The following is a 17,636-nucleotide window of genomic DNA, read 5'->3' as shown; positions in this document are numbered from 1 at the left end:
TTACGGAAGTACCCCTACAGGCCGAGATAGGCCGCGCGCACCTTCGGATCGTCGAGCAGGGCCGCGCCCGTGCCTTCCATGGCGATATGGCCGGTCTCCAGCACGTAGCCGCGGTCGGCGATGGCCAGCGCCGCGGAGGCGTTCTGCTCCACCAGCAGGGTGGTGATGCCCTCGGCGCGCAATGACGTGACCGCGGCGAGGATCTGGTCCACCAGCAAAGGCGCGAGGCCGAGGGAGGGCTCGTCCAGCAACAGCAGCTTCGGCCCCGCCATCAGCGCACGGCCGATGGCGAGCATCTGCTGCTGCCCGCCGGACAGGCTCATGGCCGGCGTCCGGCGCCGCTCGGCGAGCACGGGGAAGAGGCCGTAGACGTGATCGAGCCGCGCCTGCCGCTGCGCATCCTGCCGCCGGTAGGCACCGAGCTTCAGATTGTCCTCGATGCTCAGGGGGCCGAACACCTGCCGGCCCTCGGGCGATTGGGAGATGCCGCGGACCACCCGCAGATGCGGCTCCATCCGCTCGATGGCCTCGCCCTCGAAGACGATGCGCCCGCCGCGTACCGGCTGCACGCCGGAGATGGCGCGCAGGAGCGTGGTCTTGCCGGCGCCGTTGGAGCCGACCAGCGCGACGATCTCGCCGGCCTTCACCTCCAGCGACACCTCGCGCAGGGCCATGATGCGGCCGTAGGAGGAGGAGAGGGCTTCAACCGTGAGCACGATCCGCCTCCCGCGATCCGATGTCCCCGAGATAGGCGGCGATGACCTGCGGATTCTCCCGCACCGCGCGCGGCGGCCCCTCCGCCAGCGGGCGGCCCTGGGCGAGCACCAGCACGCGGTCGGAGATCTTCATCACCAGTTTCATGTCGTGCTCGATCAGCACCACCGCCACGCCGCTCTTCGCGACGGCGGCGATCAGGTGGTCGATGGCCTCGGTCTCCACCGCATTGCAGCCGGCCGCCGGCTCGTCCAGCAGCAGGATCTTCGGGTCGGCGGCGAGGGCGCGGGCGATTTCGAGGCGCTTCAGCGCGCCATAGGGCAGGGCGCCGGCGGGCGCGTTGGCGATGTCGGCGAGACCCACCCGCTCGAGCAGCGCCAGCGCCTTCTCCCGCGTGACGCGGTTCTGCCGGAAGACAGACGGCAGCCCGAGCATGTCGGCGAGGAAGGAGGTGCGCTCGGAGAGGGCACACCCCACCATCACATTCTCCACCGCGGTCATGCGGAAGAAGATCTGCAGGTTCTGGAAGGTCCGCGCCATGCCGCTTCTGACGCGCAGGTGGGGCGGCACGGCGGTGATGTCCGCGCCGTCGAGCCGCACGCTGCCGCGCGAGGGGCGGTAGATGCCGGTGACGAGGTTGAACAGTGTGGTCTTGCCCGCCCCGTTCGGCCCGATGATGGAGAAGACCTCGCCTGCGCCGACCTTGAAGCTCACCTCGTCCACGGCCCGAAGGCCGCCGAAGGAGATGCCGATGCCGCTCACGTCGAGAAGGGGTGTCTTGCTGGTCACGGCAGGCGCTCCTCGATCAGCGCGCGCAGCGACGGCACGATGCCCTGGGGCAGGAAGATCATGAACACCATGATGAGGAGGCCCAGCACCGCCTGCTCGTATTCCTGGAAGGCTGTCAGCGTCTGGGGCAGCACCACCAGGAAGGCGGCGCCGAGCACGGTGCCGAACACCGAGCCGAGCCCGCCGATGATGACCATGGCCACCAGTTCCACCGAATGCGAAAAGCTCGCCGCCTCCGGCGTGATGAGGCCGTTCATGGCCGCCAGCAGGCCGCCCGCCACCGCCGCATAGACTGCCGCCACCACGAAGGCGGCGAGCTTCTTGGTGGAAACGTCGATGCCCGCGCCGGCCGCCGCCACCTCGCTGTCGTGCAGCGCGCGCAGCGCCCGCCCGGTGGGGCTCGCGGCGATGTTGAGGGCGATGAGCGCGCCGATGAGAAGGGCGCCCGCCGAGACCCAGTACCAGTTCAGCGCCCCCGTCACCCGCCAGCCGAAGAGGGTGATGCGCGACACGGACATGCCGTCCGGCCCGCCGGTCAGCTCGGTCTCGCTGTGCAGGATCAGGGCGACGATGACGCCGAAGCCCAGCGTCGCGATGGCGAGGTAATAGCCCTTCAGCTTCAGGATGGGCCGGCCGACCAGCCACGCGATGACGCCGGAGAGCGCCGCCCCGAGGACGATGCACAGCAGAGGATCGAGCCCGAGCCGCGCCGGCCCGATGGCCACCACATAGGCGCCGATGCCGAGGAAGCCGGCATGGCCGAGGCTCACCTGTCCCGCATAACCCATGAGGATGGTGAGGCCGAGGGCGGCGAGGGAGAAGATCCACACCAGCGCCGCCACCCGCAGGTGGAAGGAGGTGGGGGCGATCATCGGCACCACCGCCATGATGAGCGCGAGGGCGATGAGCGGGGTGAGGCGCGAGCGCAGGATGGCCTTCATCACACGCGCTCCACGGTGCGGCTGCCGAACAGGCCGCGCGGCATGAACAGCAGGACGACGAGGATCATCAGGAACGCCACCGCGTCCTTGTAGGTGGAGGAGAGGTAGCCCGCCGCGAAGGTCTCGATGAGGCCGATGAGAAGCCCCCCCACCACCGCGCCCAAGGGATTGCCCATGCCGCCCAGCATCGCCGCGGCGAAGCCCTTCAGGGTGAAGAGGGTGCCGATGTCGTAGCGGGTCAGCGTGATGGGCGTCGCCACCACGCCGGCCAGCGCGCCCATGGCGGCCGAGAGGCCGAAGGCGAGGGCGAGCACGAGGGCGACATTGATGCCCACCAGCTTCGCCGCCAGCCGGTTGGCGGCGGTGGCCAGCACCGCCTTGCCCACCAGCGTGTGCTCCAGGAACAGGTAGAGCGCCACCACGAGGGCGAGGGCGGTGCCCATCACCCACAGGCTCTGCGGCAGGATGGTGGCGCCGCCCACCGGGATAGGCGTGTCGCCGGAGAAGGCGGGCAGCGAATGGAACTGCTTGTCGAAGATGATCTGCGACACGCCCTTGATGAAGATGGACGCGCCGATGGTGATCATGATGAGCGTCACCGGCGAGGCGCCGCGCGCGGGCTCGATGGCGAGGCGATGCAGAAGCAGGCCCACCAGCACGGCGGCGACCACCGCGATCAGCGCCGCCACCGGCAGCGCGAGGCCGGCTGCCATGAGGAAGACGGTGCCCATGCCGCCGATCATGACGAAATCGCCCTGGGCGAAATTGATCACGTCGGAGGCGTTGTAGATCAGCGTGAATCCGAGGGCGATGAGCGCGTAGATGGCGCCCACCGTCAGCCCCGAAAAGGCGAGCTGGAGAAATTCGGACATGTCCTCACGCCGTCTGTGTGGCGGCGCCGGTGTGGCGCCGCCGCGGTGGGGATCGGGTGTGCGAAACGATCAGCGGGCGGACGCTTCGATCGCCCAGTCGCCGTTGCGGATCACCAGCATGCGGAACGAGTCCGTGCCGAGGCCGAGATGGTCGGCGGGGGCGAAGGTGTAGATGCCCGTGACGCCCACATAGCCCTTGGTGGCCTCCAGCGCGTCGCGGATCTTCTTCGGATCCGCCGACTTGGCGCTCTCGATGGCACGGGCGACGAGCTGGATGCCGTCATAGCCGTAGCCCCCGAAGGTGGAGACCGGCTGGCCGGTGGTCTTCTCGTAGGAAGATTTGTACTGCGCCACCACCGGCTTCTGCGGATCGTTGTCCGCCAGCTTGTCGCCGATCAGGATGGCCGGGGCGGGCAGGCGCACGCCCTCGGCGGCCGGGCCGGCGAGCTCGATGAAGCTCTTCGAGGCGACGCCGTGGCTTTGGTAAAGTGGCAGCTTGATGCCGAGCTGCGCGTAGTTGCGCGTCACGATGGCCGGGCCCTGGCCGAAGCCGGGGTTCAGCACCGCCTCAACGCCCGCGGTGTTCTTGATCTTGTTGAGCTGGGGCGTCATGTCGGAATCGGTGGCGCCGTAGCTCTCGTCGGCGACGACGGTGATGCCGTACTGGCCGATCACCTTCAGGCACTGGTTGCGCATGGACTTGCCGAAGCCGTCCGTGCCCGAGATCATGCCGATCTTGGTGATGCCCCGCGCCTTCATGTCCTCGAAGATCTTCTGGCAGGCCGTCTTGTCGGTATGCGGCGTCTTGAAGACGAAGGCGCGCACCGGCTCGATGATCTCGATGCCGCCGGCCAGCGAGACGAAGGGAATGCCGGCTTCCTCGAACACCGGGATCATGGCCATGGTGGCGCCGGTGGAGGTGCCGCCGACCATGGCGACGACCTTGTCGTCTTCCACGAGGCGGGTAGCGAAGGTGCGCGCCTTGTTGGCATCGCCGCCGTCGTCATAGAGCACCAGCTCGACGGGCCGGCCCAGCAGACCGCCCTTCTTGTTCAGCTCGTCCACATAGAGCTTGAGCGTCTTGGCTTCGGGATCGCCGAGGAAGGCGGCGGGGCCGGTGGCAGAGACCACCGAACCGATCTTGATGGGGTCGGCGGCAAAGGCGGGGCTGGTGAGCGCCGGGCCGGCGACCGCGGTCGCGAGCATGATGGCAGCCGCGCGCAGCATCGGCCGCAGGCGTGCGGGCGTATCCATGAAGCGTTCCTCCTAAAGGTCCATTTCGGGCCGAGGAGCGGGTTGTCCCGCCTCCATTCGCTGGCCATTCGACCGGCGAGACCCGAACCATATAATTAACCGGCCGGATGGTCAATTGATCGCGAGCGGCTTCGTTGCACGCTTGCCGAGGGCGCGCTTGCGCGGGATGATTGATCGACCGGGCGGACAATATTTGATATCCCAACCTCCTTCCCGATGATGGCGGATGATCGCAGCAGGCCCGTGTCGGGCGGCGGTCGAGATGGACAGGCAAGATGGCTCGCACGCGTGCACAGGATTACGAGGCCAAACGGGAGGCCATCCTCCACAAATCGGCGGAGCTGTTTGCGCAATACGGCTATTCCGGCACCTCGATCACCATGATCGCGGACGCCTGCGGCGCCTCCAAGGCCTTGCTCTACCATTACTATCCGGACAAGGAGGCGGTGCTCTTCGACATCCTGTCCTCGCATCTGGAGCAGTTGATTGCCGGCGCGGAGAAGGCGATCGCCGAGGCGCCGGATGGCGGGCGCATCTACGCCATGTCGGCCTCGCTCCTCGATGCCTACAAGGATGCCGACGCCGAGCATCAGGTGCAGATCGCCAATCTGAAGCTGCTGAACAGCGACCGGCAGGAGGCCCTGCGCGCGCTGGAGCGAAAGCTCGTCACCCTCCTCGCCGACGCCATCGCCGAGGAGGTGCCGTCCGTCGGGCGCGGGCCCATGCTGAAGCCCGTCACCATGTCGGCCTTCGGCATGCTCAACTGGCAGTATCTCTGGTTTCGCGATGGCAAGGGCCTGACCCGCGCCGACTATGCCCGCCTCGTCACCGGCCTCATCAAGGCGGGGGCGGAGGAGGCGGTGCGGGGCATGTTCGCGCCCGAGGCCAAAGCCGCCGATGCCCGGCCGCCGGAGGGCAAGCCCGCGCAGCCCCGTTCCGCCCCGCGCCGCCGCGCTCCGTCTCCCGCCGCCGAGGCGCCCCGCGCGGCGAAGGCGCGGCGACCGGCGGAATAGGATCGCGGCCGAAAACGCTTTAAGGAACGGCCATGTCGCGCCGCGCCCTCGACCTCATCCTCGACCACGTTCGCGCCGAGCCTTCGCGCACCTGGTCCATCATCGTCACCATCTATGGCGACGCCATCGTGCCACGGGGCGGCTCGGTGTGGCTCGGCACGTTGCTCGCCTTCTTCCGCGGGCTGGACGTGGCGGATGGGGTGGTGCGCACGGCCATGTCGCGTCTTGCGGCAGATGGCTGGCTGACGCGGACGCGGGTAGGTCGCAACAGCTTCTACCGCCTCGCCGACAAGGGCCGCGAGACCTTCGCCCGCGCCACCGAACATATTTACCGTCACCGTCCGCCGGACTGGCATGGGCATTTCGACATGCTGCTCATCGAGACCGGCGCCCGCGAAGGGGCGCGGGCGGCCCTGGAGGCGGCGGGTTTTGGCATGCCGCTGCCCGGCGTCTTCGTGGCCCCGGCCGGAACGGGCGTGCCGGAAGAGGCGGCCTCCGCGCTCCGGCTCGATGTCTCCGGCAGCGCGGAGGAGCAGCGTGCCCTCGCCGCCCGCGCGTGGCCGCTGGAGCAGACGGCGGAGGCCTACCGGCGCTTCATCGCCACCTTCGAGCCGCTGGCGGAGGAACTTCAGGCCGGCGCCGCGTTGACCGACCTCGAGGCGATGGTGGCCCGCGTGCTGCTCATCCACGACTACCGCCGTATCGTGCTGCGCGATCCCATCCTGCCCTCCGCCATCCTGCCGGAGGACTGGCCGGGCCTTGCCGCCCGTGCCGTGTGCGCCGACATCTATGGCCGCCTGGTGGAAGCGTCCGAGCGTTGGCTGGACGAAAATGCCGTGGGCGAGGGCGGCGAGCCACTGCCGGGGCATCCGAAAATCACAAGCAGATTCAAGGCTTAGAGGATCTGGAGATGGTCCGGCCGGAGCCTCTGGCTTTTAAATGTTACGAAAATAACTTGAAACTCGTTTTTCTGTAATATATAAACGTTCGCAAGGTGCCGGACAGTGGGCAGCATGCTGCTTGCGAGGACCGGCGGCAGCGGCCGGAGCGCCTACTTCACCCGCCGCCAGAAGCCGCGCATGAGACGGCCGATCCAACAGGTCTTACGGGGAGGACACAGCATGTACGCACAGCTCGTGAAGTCCGAGGGCATGAAGTCCGCCGCCGAGCTTTCGCCGGAGGAGCGCGCCTTCCAGGAGCGCATCGACCGCGGCGAGAAGATCGAGCCGAAGGAGTGGATGCCGGAGGGCTACCGCAAGACGCTGATCCGCCAGGTCGGCCAGCACGCCCATTCCGAGATTGTCGGCCAGCTGCCCGAAGGCAACTGGATCACCCGCGCGCCCACGCTGGAGCGCAAGGCCATCCTGCTCGCCAAGGTGCAGGACGAGGCCGGCCACGGCCTCTACCTCTATTGCGCCGCCGAGACGCTGGGCGTCAGCCGCGATCAGCTGCTCGCCAAGCTGCACGACGGCAGCATGAAGTATTCGTCCATCTTCAACTATCCCACCCTCAACTGGGCCGACATCGGCGCGGTGGGCTGGCTGGTGGATGGCGCGGCCATCATGAATCAGGTTCAGCTGCAGAAGACCTCCTACGGCCCCTACAGCCGCGCGATGATCCGCATCTGCAAGGAGGAGAGCTTCCACCAGCGGCAGGGCTACGACATCATGATGAAGATGGCGCAGGGCACGGCTGAGCAGAAGGCCATGGCGCAGGATGCCCTCGACCGCTTCTGGTATCCCGCGCTCATGATGTTCGGTCCCTCCGACAAGGATTCGGTGCATTCCGCCCAGTCCATGGCGTGGAAGATCAAGATCAACACCAATGACGAGCTTCGCCAGAAGTTCGTCGACCAGACCGTGCCGCAGGCGGAATATCTCGGCCTCAAGATCCCCGATCCGAACCTGACGTGGAACGAGGAGAAGAAGGGTTACGACTTCTCCGAGCCGGACTGGTCCGAGTTCTTCGAGGTGATCGCCGGTAACGGCCCCTGCAACAAGGAGCGCCTCGGCGCCCGCGTGAAGGCCTGGGAAGACGGAGCCTGGTTCCGCGATGGCCTCCTCGCCCATGCCGAGAAGGCCGAGGCGCGTCGCGCCGCAGCCCGTGTGGCCGCGGAATAGCCGCGCCAAAGTCATCGCCGGTCAGGGCGTACCATAACAACAGCGCATCTTCCGGACGGCTTGGCCGTCCGGCCCGGAACGGGAGGAACAACCATGTCCAGCGAATGGCCCTTGTGGGAAGTGTTCATCCGTGGCCAGCACGGCCTCAACCACCGCCATGTGGGCAGCCTGCACGCGCCCGACGCGGAACTCGCCATCAAGAACGCCCGCGACGTCTATACCCGCCGCAACGAGGGCGTCTCCATCTGGGTGGTGAAGTCGGTGGATATCACCGCCTCCAGCCCCTCGGACAAGGGGCCGCTGTTCGAGCCGTCCAACTCCAAGGTCTACCGCCACCCCACCTTCTTCCAGATTCCCGAAGAAGTGGGGCACATGTGATGGCCACCGCCGAGATCGCGGTCGATCGCGCCGCTCTGTTCGAATTCCTCACCCGGATGGGGGACAACACCCTCATCCTCGGCCATCGCGTGTCCGAATGGTGCGGCCACGCGCCGGTGCTGGAAGAGGACATCGCCCTCGCCAACACGGCGCTGGACCTCATCGGCCAGACCCAGCTCTGGCTCGGCCTCGCCGGCGAGGTGGAGGGCAAGGGCCGCAATGCGGACGCGCTCGCCTTCCTGCGTGACGCGGCGGCCTTCCGCAATTGCCTGCTGGTGGAGCGCCCCAATGGCGACTTCGGCCAGACGCTGATGCGGCAGTTCCTGTTCGATGCGTGGCACCACGTGATGCTCACGGCGCTGACCAAGTCTGAGGATCCGCGCGTCGCCGAGATCGCCGCCAAGGCGGTGAAGGAGGCGGCCTATCACCTGGAGCGCTCCAGCGACCTCGTGATCCGCCTCGGCGACGGCACCGATGAGAGCCACGCGCGGATGCAGCGCGCGCTCGACGACATGTGGTCCTACGTGGGCGAACTATTCATCACCGACGACGCGGACCGCGCCGTGGCGGCGGCCGGCATCGCGCCCGATCCCGCAAGCCTCAAGCCGGAGTGGGAGGCCATCGTCTCCGAGGTCCTGCGCGAGGCGACGCTGAAGGCGCCGACCTCGGCTTACGTCCACAAGGGCGGCCGGCGCGGCGTGCATACCGAGCATCTCGGCTACATCCTCGCCGACATGCAGTTCCTGAAGCGCGCCTATCCCGGCGCGACCTGGTAGGAGGCGATCATGGCGACCGCCACCCTGCCGTCCCTTGACGAGGTCTGGCACTGGCTGTCGCAGGTGCCAGACCCGGAAATCCCGGTGCTTTCGCTGGTCGATCTCGGCATCGTCCGCGAGGTGGCGTGGAGCGACGACACCCTCGTCGTCACCGTCACGCCCACCTATTCCGGCTGTCCGGCGACGGGCATCATCAATATCGACATCGAGCGCGAACTGAACGCGCGCGGCGTCGCCAAAGTGCGGCTGGAACGACGGCTCTCGCCGCCCTGGACCACCGACTGGATGAGCGCCGAGGGCCGCGAGAAGCTGCGGGCCTACGGCATCGCACCGCCGGTGGACGACACCGCCGCCGACGGCCGCTCACTGGCGCTCGCGCGCCGGCTCACCTCCGGCTCCAACCTCACGGTGGCCTGCCCGCGCTGCGGCTCGGCGCAGACTGAGAAGGTGAGCCAGTTCGGCTCCACCGCCTGCAAGGCCAGCTATCGCTGCCTCTCGTGCCTGGAGCCGTTCGACTACTTCAAGTGCATCTGAATACTAAAAATCCCGAGGAGCGCCGCATGGCACGGTTTCATTCCCTGGAGGTGGTCGACGTGCGGCGCGAGACGCGCGATGCCGTCGTCGTCACCCTCAAACCCCGCCCGGAGGACGCCGCGGCGTTCGACTTCACGCAGGGCCAATATCTCACCTTCCGCCGCGATTTCGATGGCGAGGAACTGCGCCGCAGCTATTCCATCTGCGCCGGCAAGGATGAGGGCTGCCTGAAGGTGGGCATCAAGAAGGTGGAGGGCGGTGCCTTCTCCACCTGGGCCAATGAAAACCTGTCCCCCGGCGACGTCCTTGAAGCCATGCCCCCCATGGGCAAGTTCTTCGTGCCGATCGCTCCGGAGCTGGACCGCCACTATCTCGGCTTTGCCGGCGGCTCGGGCATCACGCCGCTCCTGTCCATCATCAAGACGGTGCTGGCGCGCGAGCCCAGGTCCCGCTTCACCCTTGTCTATGCCAACCGGCAGATCAGCTCCATCATGTTCCGCGAGGAGCTGGAGGACCTGAAGAACATCTATCTGGGCCGCCTCTCTGTGCTGCATGTGCTGGAGAGCGAGGCGCAGGAGATCGACCTGTTCACCGGCCGTGTCGATGCGGAGAAGATGGAAGGTCTCTTCAAGCACTGGATCGACGCGACGTCGGTGGACACCGCATTCATCTGCGGCCCCGAGCCCATGATGCTGGCCATTGCCGCCGCATTGCGCGCACACGGTCTCAGCGACGCGCAGATCAAGTTCGAATTGTTCGCCTCGGGCCAGCCCGGCCGGGCGAAGGCCAAGGCGGTTTCGGCGAACGTCGCTGCCAACGGCGCCGGCACCACCGCGACCGTGACGCTGGATGGTGCCACCCGCACCTTCCACATGCCGCGCGAGGGCCAGAGCCTGCTCGACGCCGCGCTCGCCGCCAATCTCGATGCGCCCTACGCCTGCAAGGCGGGCGTGTGCTCCACCTGCCGCGCCAAGGTGGTGGAGGGTGAGGTGGAAATGGCGGTCAACCATGCGCTGGAGGATTACGAGGTGCGCGCCGGCTACGTGCTCACCTGCCAGTGCTTCCCGCTCACCGAAAAACTCGTCGTCACCTACGACGAGTAAGGGGAAGACACATGTCCGACGTGATCGCCATCGACGACTATCTCGCCCAGGGCGGCGTGCTCTCTTCGCCTGACAACGTGCCGCCGCGCTATCGCGGCGAGCTTCTGCGGCTCATGTCCTCCTTTGTGGACAGCCAGCTCGCCGGCTCGGCCGGCTTTGCCGCCTCCATCAATTTCGCGCCCGGTATCAAGGCGCGGATCGCGGCGAGCCGCATCACGCTTGAAAAGGCGGACCATGCCGAGCGCGTGCTCGGCCTGATGGGCGCCTTCGGCACCGATACCGACCGCTACGAGGCGCAGCACGACTGGGCGGCGCGGGTGGCGCGCGATGCCGACCTCGGCGCCGTGCGGCACGGCAACGACATGCGTCTCTCGGTCTTCCACTATCCCATCACGGGATGGACCGACGCGGTGGCGATGAACGTGCTCATGGGTCTTGCCACCGGCGTGCAGCTCGCCGAGCTGTCGCGGGTGTCCTACGCGCCGCTCGCCGAGGTCTTCCGCGAGATCGCCCCGCGCGAGGCGAGCCATGCGGAGCTGGGGCTCGAAGGGCTGGAACGCATCGCCGCCACCGAGGTCGGGCGGGTCGGCGCGCGGGCGAGCCTTGCCTATTGGCGGCCGCGGGTTGCAGCGACGTTCGGCGTGGCCGGTTCCGCCCGCTACGATACGCTGCGCCGCCTCGGCCTGCGCCACATGCCCAACGAGGTGTTGTTGGCGGAGTGGGAGCGCCTCGTCACCGACCGCCTCGCGCCGCTCGGGCTCGACTGAGATCGGCAACAGACACGAAAAAGGCCCGGCATTGCGCCGGGCCTTTTTTGTTGGGGCAGGGGAGGGCGTGTGGCCGTCCCGCTCACTCCTTGGGCCGGCGGTCCACGATGCGCTTGGCCTTGCCGGTGGCGGTGCGCTCGATGCCGCCTGGCTCGTGCAGGGAGATGCGCGTGGTGATGCCGATGGTGTCCTTGATGCGCTTCAGGATGCGCCTGCCGGTGGCGTCCGCGTCCACCTCGCCATAGACCTCCTCACGGATCTCGGCGTGCACGGTCATCTCGTCCATGCGGCCGTCGCGGGTCAGCTCGATCTGGTAGTGGCCGGAGCAGGCTTCCACCGCCAGCAGGATTTCCTCGATCTGGGTCGGGAAGACGTTGACGCCGCGCAGGATGATCATGTCGTCCGAGCGGCCCGTCACCTTCTCCATGCGCCGCATGCCCGGCCGCGCCGTGCCGGGCAGCAGGCGGGTGAGGTCGCGGGTGCGGTAGCGGATGATGGGGAAGGCTTCCTTGGTCAGCGAGGTGAAAACGAGTTCGCCCTTCGAGCCATCGGGCAGCACTTCGCCGGTGAGGGGATCGATCACCTCCGGGTAGAAATGATCCTCCCAGATGTGCAGCCCGTCCTTGGTCTCCACGCATTCCTGCGCGACGCCGGGGCCGATGACTTCCGAGAGGCCGTAGATGTCGGTGGCGTCGAGGTTGAAGTCGCGCTCGATCTCCTGGCGCATGGCATTGGTCCACGGCTCGGCGCCGAAGATGCCGTACTTGAGCGAGGTCTCGCGCGGGTCGAGCCCGGCCTTGGCGAAGCCGTCCATGAGGGCGAGCATGTAGCTCGGCGTCACCATGATGGCGTCAGGCTTGAAGTCGTGGATGAGCTGCACCTGGCGCTCGGTCATGCCGCCGGACATGGGCACCACGGTGCAGCCCAGACGCTCGACGCCGTAATGGGCGCCGAGGCCGCCGGTGAACAGGCCGTAGCCATAGGCCACATGCACCATCATGCCCGGCCGCACGCCCGCGGCGCGAATGGAGCGGGCCATCACGTCGGCCCACATGTCGATGTCGGCCTTGGTGTAGCCCACCACGATGGGCTTGCCCGTGGTGCCGGATGAACCGTGCACGCGGATCAGCTTCTCCTTCGGCACGGCAAACAGGCCGAAGGGGTAGTTGTCGCGCAGGTCCGTCTTCACCGTGAAGGGGAATTTGGCGAGGTCCGAGAGGTCGCGCAGGTCGGAGGGGTGCACGCCGGCGGCGTCGAAGGCCTGGCGGTAGAAGGGCACATTCTCGTAGGCGTGGCGCAGCGACCAGGCGAGGCGCTCGCGCTGCAGGGACATGATCTCGTCGCGCGAGGCGCGCTCGGCGGGATCGAGGCCACCCTCGAAGGAACGGCCCGGGGACAGTGCCGGCAGAGCCATGTTCATCGTCTCCTCCAGATGGATCTTCTGCGAGATCAGGATTTCTTGTCTGCGGGCTTTCCGGACCCGCTCTCATCCGCTTGGGTGATGCGCCCGCCGATGGTGCGGGAATGGCCGCGGAACTGGGCGATCACCACATCGTCCTGCGAAACCTCGACATCGTAAATGCCGGAGCGCCCGCTGCGGTTCACCTCGCGCGCCCGAGCCACGAGGCGCTTGCCGCGGGTGCCGGGGCGCAGATACGTCACCGAGCAGTGCTGGGCGACGGTGCGCTCGTCATAGGTATTGCAGGCGAAAGCGAAGGCGCTGTCGGCCAAAGCGAAGATGAAGCCGCCATGGCCCATGCCGAAGCCGTTGCACATGCGCTCGGTGAGCGTCATGGCGAGGGTGGCGGTGCCGGGGCCGATGCTGACGATCTCCATGCCGAGGCCCTGGCTCGCATGGTCGGTCGCCCACATGGCGTCGGCGGAGCGGCGGGCGATCTCCTCCGGAGAGAGCGACGCCACGGTTTCTGCGGCGGCGGTCACGAGCTGCGTCCCGTGAAGTTCGGGGTGCGCTTCTCCATGAAGGCCTTCACGCCCTCGCGATAATCCGGCGTGCGTCCGGCTTCGCGCTGCAGGTCGCGCTCGAGATCGAGCTGGTCGTTGAGGCTGTTGCCGCCGGAGGCGTTGAGCGCCGCCTTGGTGAGGGCGAGGCCCTGCGTCGGCAGGGTGGCGAGGCGGGCGGTGAGCGCGCGGGCCTCGTCCATGAGCGCGGCGTCGTCGATCACCTTCCAGATGAGGCCCCACTCGGCCGCGGTCTCGGCGGCGAGCGGCTCGGCCAGCAGCATCAGCGCCCGCGCCCGCGCATCGCCGATGAGGCGCGGCAGGAAATAGGTGCCGCCCGAATCGGGCACGAGGCCGATCTTCGAGAACGCCTGGATGAACTTGGCGGAACGCGCAGCCAGAACGATGTCGCAGGCCAAAGCGATGTTGGCGCCGGCTCCGGCGGCCACGCCATTCACCGCGCAAACGACGGGCTTGTTGAGCCCTCGGATGCGGCGGATGAGCGGGTTGTAGAAGGCCTCGATGGTCGAGCCGAGGTCCAGCGGACCTTCCGCGTTGGCGCGGGCGGAGAGATCCTGCCCGGCGCAGAAGCCCCGGCCGGCGCCGGTCAGCAGCACGGCGCGGCAGCTCTCATCGGCGGCGTCGTCCAGTGCGGCCGCAAGCGCGCCGTGCATCTCCTCGTTGAAGGAATTGAGGCGGTCGGGACGATTGAGCGTCAGCTCCGTCCAGCCGCCATGGTCCGTGACGGTCAGCACGGCTTCGTTCACATGCGCCTCCACTTGGTCCTCCCACTTCAGGGCTCTTTCGGAGCCTCTTGAATTAACCGGACGATCGGTTAATCATTAGCGCAAGGGATGGGCTTGTCAACATCATCGCACAGCGTCCCGGCATAGGGAGAGGACCATGGCTGACCTGTTCGCGGCCCACGCCGCGCTGCTCGAATCCGCCGTTGCCGCGGCGCGCGGGCGAGGCTTCTGGGCGGCCTTCCCGGAAAATCCCAAGGCCTATCCCGAAGGTGGTGCCGCCGAGGCCAAGGCGGCGTTCGCGGCCCTCAAGGACCATCCGTTCGAGCTTGCCGCGGACGATGCCGCGCCCCTGATCGGCGCCGAGGTCTCCCCCTTCGGTCCCGCCCTCGGCATCACCTATTGCGCCCGTGCCGTGGACGACCTGATCGCTCGCGCGGAGGGCGCCGGCGCCGCATGGGCCGCCGCCTCCGTCGCCCGGCGCACGGGCATCGCGCTGGAAATCCTCGTGCGCCTCAACACGGCGAGCTTCCTCATCGCGGAAACGGTGGAGCACACCACCGGGCAGGCCGGCCCCATGGCTTTCCAGGCCGGCGGCCCACACGCGCAGGATCGCGGGCTGGAGGCGGTCGCCTATGCCTATGAGGAGATGTCCCGCGTGCCCGGCGCGGTGGTGTGGGAGAAGCCCATGGGCCGCTCCGCCATCCGCCTCGACAAGGATTTTCACGTGGTGCCGCGCGGCATCGGCCTCGTCATCGGCTGCGCCACCTTCCCCACCTGGAACAGCTATCCCGCGCTGTTCGCCGATCTCGTCACCGGCAACGCGGTGATCGTGAAGCCGCATCCCGCCGCCATCCTGCCTCTGGCCCTCACTGTGCGCATCGCCCGCGAGGTGTTGGCACAGGAGGGTTTCGATCCGGATGTGATCCAGCTCGCCCCCGACACTTCAGAGGCGCCCATCGCCAAGGAACTGGCGACCGACCCGGCCGTCGGCATCGTGGACTTTACCGGCTCCTCCCAGTTCGGCGGCTGGCTGCGGGAGAACGTGAAGGACAAGCTGGTGTTCACCGAGGAGGCGGGGGTCAACACCATCGTCATCGCCTCCACCGCAGCGTTCGGCCCCATGTGCCAGAACATCGCCTTCTCGCTCTCACTCTATAGCGGCCAGATGTGCACGGCGCCGCAGGTCATCTTCGTGCCGGCGGGCGGCATCGAGACCGAGGCGGGACATAAGAGCTTCGACGAGGTGGCCGGTGGCATCGCCTCGGCCATCGATGCGCTCCTCTCCGAGCCTGCCCGCGCGGCCGCAGTACTGGGCGCCATTCAGAATCCGGCGACCCTCGCCCGTATCGAGGAGGCCCGCACCCTCGGCCGCATCGTGCGCGACAGCGCCGCCCTTCAGGTGGAAGGCGCGCGGACGGCGACGCCGCTTCTACTGGCGGTCGATGCCACCGATGAGGCGGCCTATCTCGAAGAGCGGTTCGGCCCCATCGCCTTCGTCGTCGCGGTGGCCGATGCGGCGGATGGGGTGGCCCGCGCCGCCCGTGCCGCGCGCGAGAAGGGCGCCATCACCGCCGCCCTCTATTCCACCGACGAGGCCGAGATCGCCCGCGCCGTGCCGGCCTATGCCCGCGCCGGCGTGGCGCTCTCCGTGAATCTCACGGGCGGCATCTATGTGAACCAGAGCGCGGCCTTTAGCGACTACCACGTCTCCGGCGTCAACCCCGCCGGCAATGCCTGTCTCACCGATGCGGCCTTCGTGGCGGGCCGCTTCCGCGTCGTGTGCGTGCGCCGCCCGGCCGCCGCCTGAGCCCATTCTCCGGAGATCACCATGGCTGACGCCTTCATCTGCGATTTCGCGCGCACCCCCATCGGCCGCTATGCCGGCGCCCTCAAGGACGTGCGGGCGGACGACCTCGCCGCCCATCCCATCCGCGTGCTCAAGGACCGCAATCCCGGCGTGGACTGGGAGGCGGTGGACGACGTGATCCTCGGCTGCGCCAATCAGGCGGGCGAGGACAATCGCGACGTGGCCCGCATGGCCGCCCTCCTCGCCGGCCTGCCGGTGAGCGCGCCGGGCACCACCGTCAACCGGCTGTGCGGCTCCGGCCTCGATGCGGTGGGCATCGGCGCCCGTGCCATCATGACCGGCGACGCGGACCTCATCATCGCCGGTGGCGTGGAGAGCATGACTCGCGCCCCCTTCGTGCAGGGCAAGGCCACGGAGGCCTTCTCGCGGCAGGCGGAGATTTACGACACCACCATCGGCTGGCGCTTCATCAACCCGCTGATGAAGGCCCAGTACGGCGTCGATTCCATGCCGGAAACCGGCGAGAACGTCGCCGCCGATTTCGCCATCTCGCGCGCCGATCAGGACCTCTTCGCATATCGTTCCCAGCAGCGGGCGAAAGCGGCGCAGGAGGCGGGCTTTTTCGCCCGCGAGATCACGCCCATCGAAGTGAAGGGCAGGAGGTCCTCGGTGCTGGTGGAGCGCGACGAGCACCCGCGCGGCGACACCACGCTGGAGCAGCTGGCGGCGCTGAAGACGCCCTTCCGCAAGGAGGGCGGCTCGGTGACGGCGGGCAACGCCTCGGGCGTCAACGACGGCGCTGGCGCCCTCATCCTCGCTTCGGAGGCGGCGGCGAAGAAATATGGCCTCACGCCCCGCGCCCGCGTGGTCAGCGTGGTGCAGGCCGGTGTGCCGCCGCGCATCATGGGCATCGGGCCGGCCCCAGCCACGCAGAAGCTGCTGGCGAAGAACGGCCTCTCCCTCTCCGACATTGACCTGATCGAGCTGAACGAGGCCTTCGCCTCGCAGGCGCTGGCGGTGCTGCGCCAGCTTGGGCTGCCGGATGATGCGGCGCATGTGAACCCGCATGGCGGCGCCATCGCTTTGGGCCATCCCCTCGGCATGTCCGGCGCACGCCTCGCCATGACGGCGGTGAGCGCGCTGGAAGTCCATGGCGGCAAGCGCGCAATCGCCACCATGTGCATCGGCGTCGGCCAGGGCATCGCCGCCCTCATCGAGCGGGTCTGAGCGGTGGACGCGCAGGTTTCCCCCATCACGATCACCCGCCATGGCACCGTCGCGGTTGTCCACATCGATCATGCGCCTGTGAACGCGCTGTCTCGTGGCGTGCGTCAGGGGCTGATCGATGCGGTGCAGTCGCTGGATGGGGATGCGGCGGTCTCTGCGCTGGTGCTGAGCGGCGGGCCGGGGCGGTTCATCGCGGGGGCGGATCTGCGGGAGATGGCGCTGCCGCCGGATGAACCGTTTTTGCCCGAGGTGGTGGGCGCGATCGATGCCTGCACCAAGCCGGTGGTCGCCGCGCTGGATGGTGCGGCGCTGGGCGGCGGATGCGAGATCGCGCTGGCCTGCGATCTCAGGCTCGGGTCGGCCAAGGCGCTGGTGGGGCTCACCGAGACGCGGCTCGGCATCATCCCCGGTGCGGGGGGAACCCAGCGGCTGGTGCGGCTGGTGGGCGTGGCGCAGGCCATCGGTCTGGTCTGCGAGGGGCGGGTGCTGAAGGCCGGCGAGGCGCTGGCGCTGGGCCTCGTCGATGCGGTGGTGGAGGGCGATCTCCTCGCCGCAGCCATCGCCCGCGCGCCGGCGGTGGCCAAGCGCCGGTTGTCGGCCCTGCCGGTGCCCGTGGGCGATCCGGCCGAAGAGGCG

19 protein-coding genes are annotated in these 17,636 nt (G+C 68.2%); 11 read left to right on the top strand and 8 right to left on the bottom strand.

The window, feature by feature from the left end:
- Positions 1-14 precede the first annotated feature (14 nt).
- The 5 genes from ACE3QW_RS02480 to ACE3QW_RS02460 form a co-directional block, all read right to left on the bottom strand.
- Positions 15-716, bottom strand: coding sequence for an ABC transporter ATP-binding protein (locus tag ACE3QW_RS02480; RefSeq protein WP_374250293.1), 702 nt, complete (start codon positions 714-716; stop codon positions 15-17).
- Complete coding sequence (locus tag ACE3QW_RS02475) at positions 703-1,503, bottom strand: ABC transporter ATP-binding protein (RefSeq protein ID WP_374250292.1); 801 nt, start codon at positions 1,501-1,503, stop codon at positions 703-705. The genes ACE3QW_RS02480 and ACE3QW_RS02475 overlap by 14 nt, the downstream gene beginning before the upstream one ends.
- A complete protein-coding gene (locus ACE3QW_RS02470) occupies positions 1,500-2,444 on the bottom strand; it encodes a branched-chain amino acid ABC transporter permease (RefSeq protein ID WP_374250291.1) in 945 nt (314 codons plus the stop codon). Before ACE3QW_RS02470 ends, ACE3QW_RS02475 begins: the two co-directional genes overlap by 4 nt.
- Entirely contained in the window at positions 2,444-3,316 is an 873-nt protein-coding gene (locus ACE3QW_RS02465) for a branched-chain amino acid ABC transporter permease (RefSeq protein WP_029555483.1), read from the bottom strand. The genes ACE3QW_RS02470 and ACE3QW_RS02465 overlap by 1 nt, the downstream gene beginning before the upstream one ends.
- Before the next feature lie 69 nt (positions 3,317-3,385).
- Positions 3,386-4,570, bottom strand: coding sequence for an ABC transporter substrate-binding protein (locus tag ACE3QW_RS02460; RefSeq protein WP_374250290.1), 1,185 nt, complete (start codon positions 4,568-4,570; stop codon positions 3,386-3,388).
- 275 nt (positions 4,571-4,845) lie between these two features.
- On the opposite strand from ACE3QW_RS02460, the gene ACE3QW_RS02455 reads away from it, so the two are divergent.
- The 8 genes from ACE3QW_RS02455 to ACE3QW_RS02420 all read left to right on the top strand — a co-directional run bounded on the left by ACE3QW_RS02455 (position 4,846) and on the right by ACE3QW_RS02420 (position 11,261).
- Positions 4,846-5,583 (top strand): TetR/AcrR family transcriptional regulator, encoded by a 738-nt coding sequence (locus ACE3QW_RS02455; protein ID WP_374250289.1) that lies wholly within the window; start codon positions 4,846-4,848, stop codon positions 5,581-5,583.
- Between the two features lie 32 nt (positions 5,584-5,615).
- Entirely contained in the window at positions 5,616-6,482 is an 867-nt protein-coding gene (gene paaX / locus ACE3QW_RS02450) for a phenylacetic acid degradation operon negative regulatory protein PaaX (protein ID WP_374250288.1), read from the top strand.
- Between the two features lie 222 nt (positions 6,483-6,704).
- Positions 6,705-7,703 (top strand): 1,2-phenylacetyl-CoA epoxidase subunit PaaA, encoded by a 999-nt coding sequence (gene paaA / locus ACE3QW_RS02445; RefSeq protein ID WP_374250286.1) that lies wholly within the window; start codon positions 6,705-6,707, stop codon positions 7,701-7,703.
- Positions 7,704-7,796: 93 nt separating this feature from the next.
- A complete protein-coding gene (gene paaB / locus ACE3QW_RS02440; protein WP_024280576.1) occupies positions 7,797-8,081 on the top strand; it encodes a 1,2-phenylacetyl-CoA epoxidase subunit PaaB in 285 nt (94 codons plus the stop codon).
- Positions 8,081-8,857: a 1,2-phenylacetyl-CoA epoxidase subunit PaaC gene (gene paaC, locus ACE3QW_RS02435; protein ID WP_374250285.1), complete on the top strand. Its 777-nt coding sequence runs from the start codon at positions 8,081-8,083 to the stop codon at positions 8,855-8,857. Before paaB ends, paaC begins: the two co-directional genes overlap by 1 nt.
- Before the next feature lie 9 nt (positions 8,858-8,866).
- Positions 8,867-9,391: a 1,2-phenylacetyl-CoA epoxidase subunit PaaD gene (paaD, locus tag ACE3QW_RS02430; protein WP_374250284.1), complete on the top strand. Its 525-nt coding sequence runs from the start codon at positions 8,867-8,869 to the stop codon at positions 9,389-9,391.
- 26 nt (positions 9,392-9,417) lie between these two features.
- The gene (gene paaE / locus ACE3QW_RS02425) at positions 9,418-10,494 is read left to right on the top strand and encodes a 1,2-phenylacetyl-CoA epoxidase subunit PaaE (RefSeq protein ID WP_374250283.1); all 1,077 of its coding nucleotides are present in this window, start codon (positions 9,418-9,420) and stop codon (positions 10,492-10,494) included.
- A gap of 11 nt (positions 10,495-10,505) precedes the next feature.
- A complete protein-coding gene (locus ACE3QW_RS02420; RefSeq protein WP_374250282.1) occupies positions 10,506-11,261 on the top strand; it encodes a Phenylacetic acid catabolic protein in 756 nt (251 codons plus the stop codon).
- 82 nt (positions 11,262-11,343) lie between these two features.
- On the opposite strand, the gene paaK is transcribed toward ACE3QW_RS02420, so the two are convergent.
- The 3 genes from paaK to paaG all read right to left on the bottom strand — a co-directional run bounded on the left by paaK (position 11,344) and on the right by paaG (position 13,987).
- The gene (gene paaK / locus ACE3QW_RS02415; protein ID WP_374250396.1) at positions 11,344-12,675 is read right to left on the bottom strand and encodes a phenylacetate--CoA ligase PaaK; all 1,332 of its coding nucleotides are present in this window, start codon (positions 12,673-12,675) and stop codon (positions 11,344-11,346) included.
- A 35-nt stretch (positions 12,676-12,710) separates the two neighbouring features.
- Positions 12,711-13,133 (bottom strand): hydroxyphenylacetyl-CoA thioesterase PaaI, encoded by a 423-nt coding sequence (paaI, locus tag ACE3QW_RS02410; RefSeq protein ID WP_374250395.1) that lies wholly within the window; start codon positions 13,131-13,133, stop codon positions 12,711-12,713.
- A gap of 65 nt (positions 13,134-13,198) precedes the next feature.
- The gene (gene paaG, locus ACE3QW_RS02405) at positions 13,199-13,987 is read right to left on the bottom strand and encodes a 2-(1,2-epoxy-1,2-dihydrophenyl)acetyl-CoA isomerase PaaG (protein ID WP_374250281.1); all 789 of its coding nucleotides are present in this window, start codon (positions 13,985-13,987) and stop codon (positions 13,199-13,201) included.
- A 136-nt stretch (positions 13,988-14,123) separates the two neighbouring features.
- Here paaG and paaN point away from each other — a divergent pair, with 136 nt between their 5' ends.
- From paaN to ACE3QW_RS02390, 3 genes are all read left to right on the top strand, one after another.
- Positions 14,124-15,773 (top strand): phenylacetic acid degradation protein PaaN, encoded by a 1,650-nt coding sequence (gene paaN / locus ACE3QW_RS02400; RefSeq protein ID WP_374250280.1) that lies wholly within the window; start codon positions 14,124-14,126, stop codon positions 15,771-15,773.
- A 21-nt stretch (positions 15,774-15,794) separates the two neighbouring features.
- A complete protein-coding gene (gene pcaF, locus ACE3QW_RS02395) occupies positions 15,795-17,000 on the top strand; it encodes a 3-oxoadipyl-CoA thiolase (protein ID WP_374250279.1) in 1,206 nt (401 codons plus the stop codon).
- Between the two features lie 3 nt (positions 17,001-17,003).
- The coding region (locus tag ACE3QW_RS02390) for an enoyl-CoA hydratase/isomerase family protein (RefSeq protein WP_374250278.1) at positions 17,004-17,636 on the top strand (633 nt) is incomplete at its 3' end.

Origin of the sequence: Xanthobacter sp. (genome assembly GCF_041911315.1) — a bacterium.
Lineage (GTDB): Bacteria > Pseudomonadota > Alphaproteobacteria > Rhizobiales > Xanthobacteraceae > Xanthobacter > Xanthobacter aminoxidans.
This window is presented reverse-complemented; position numbering and strand designations above follow the sequence as displayed.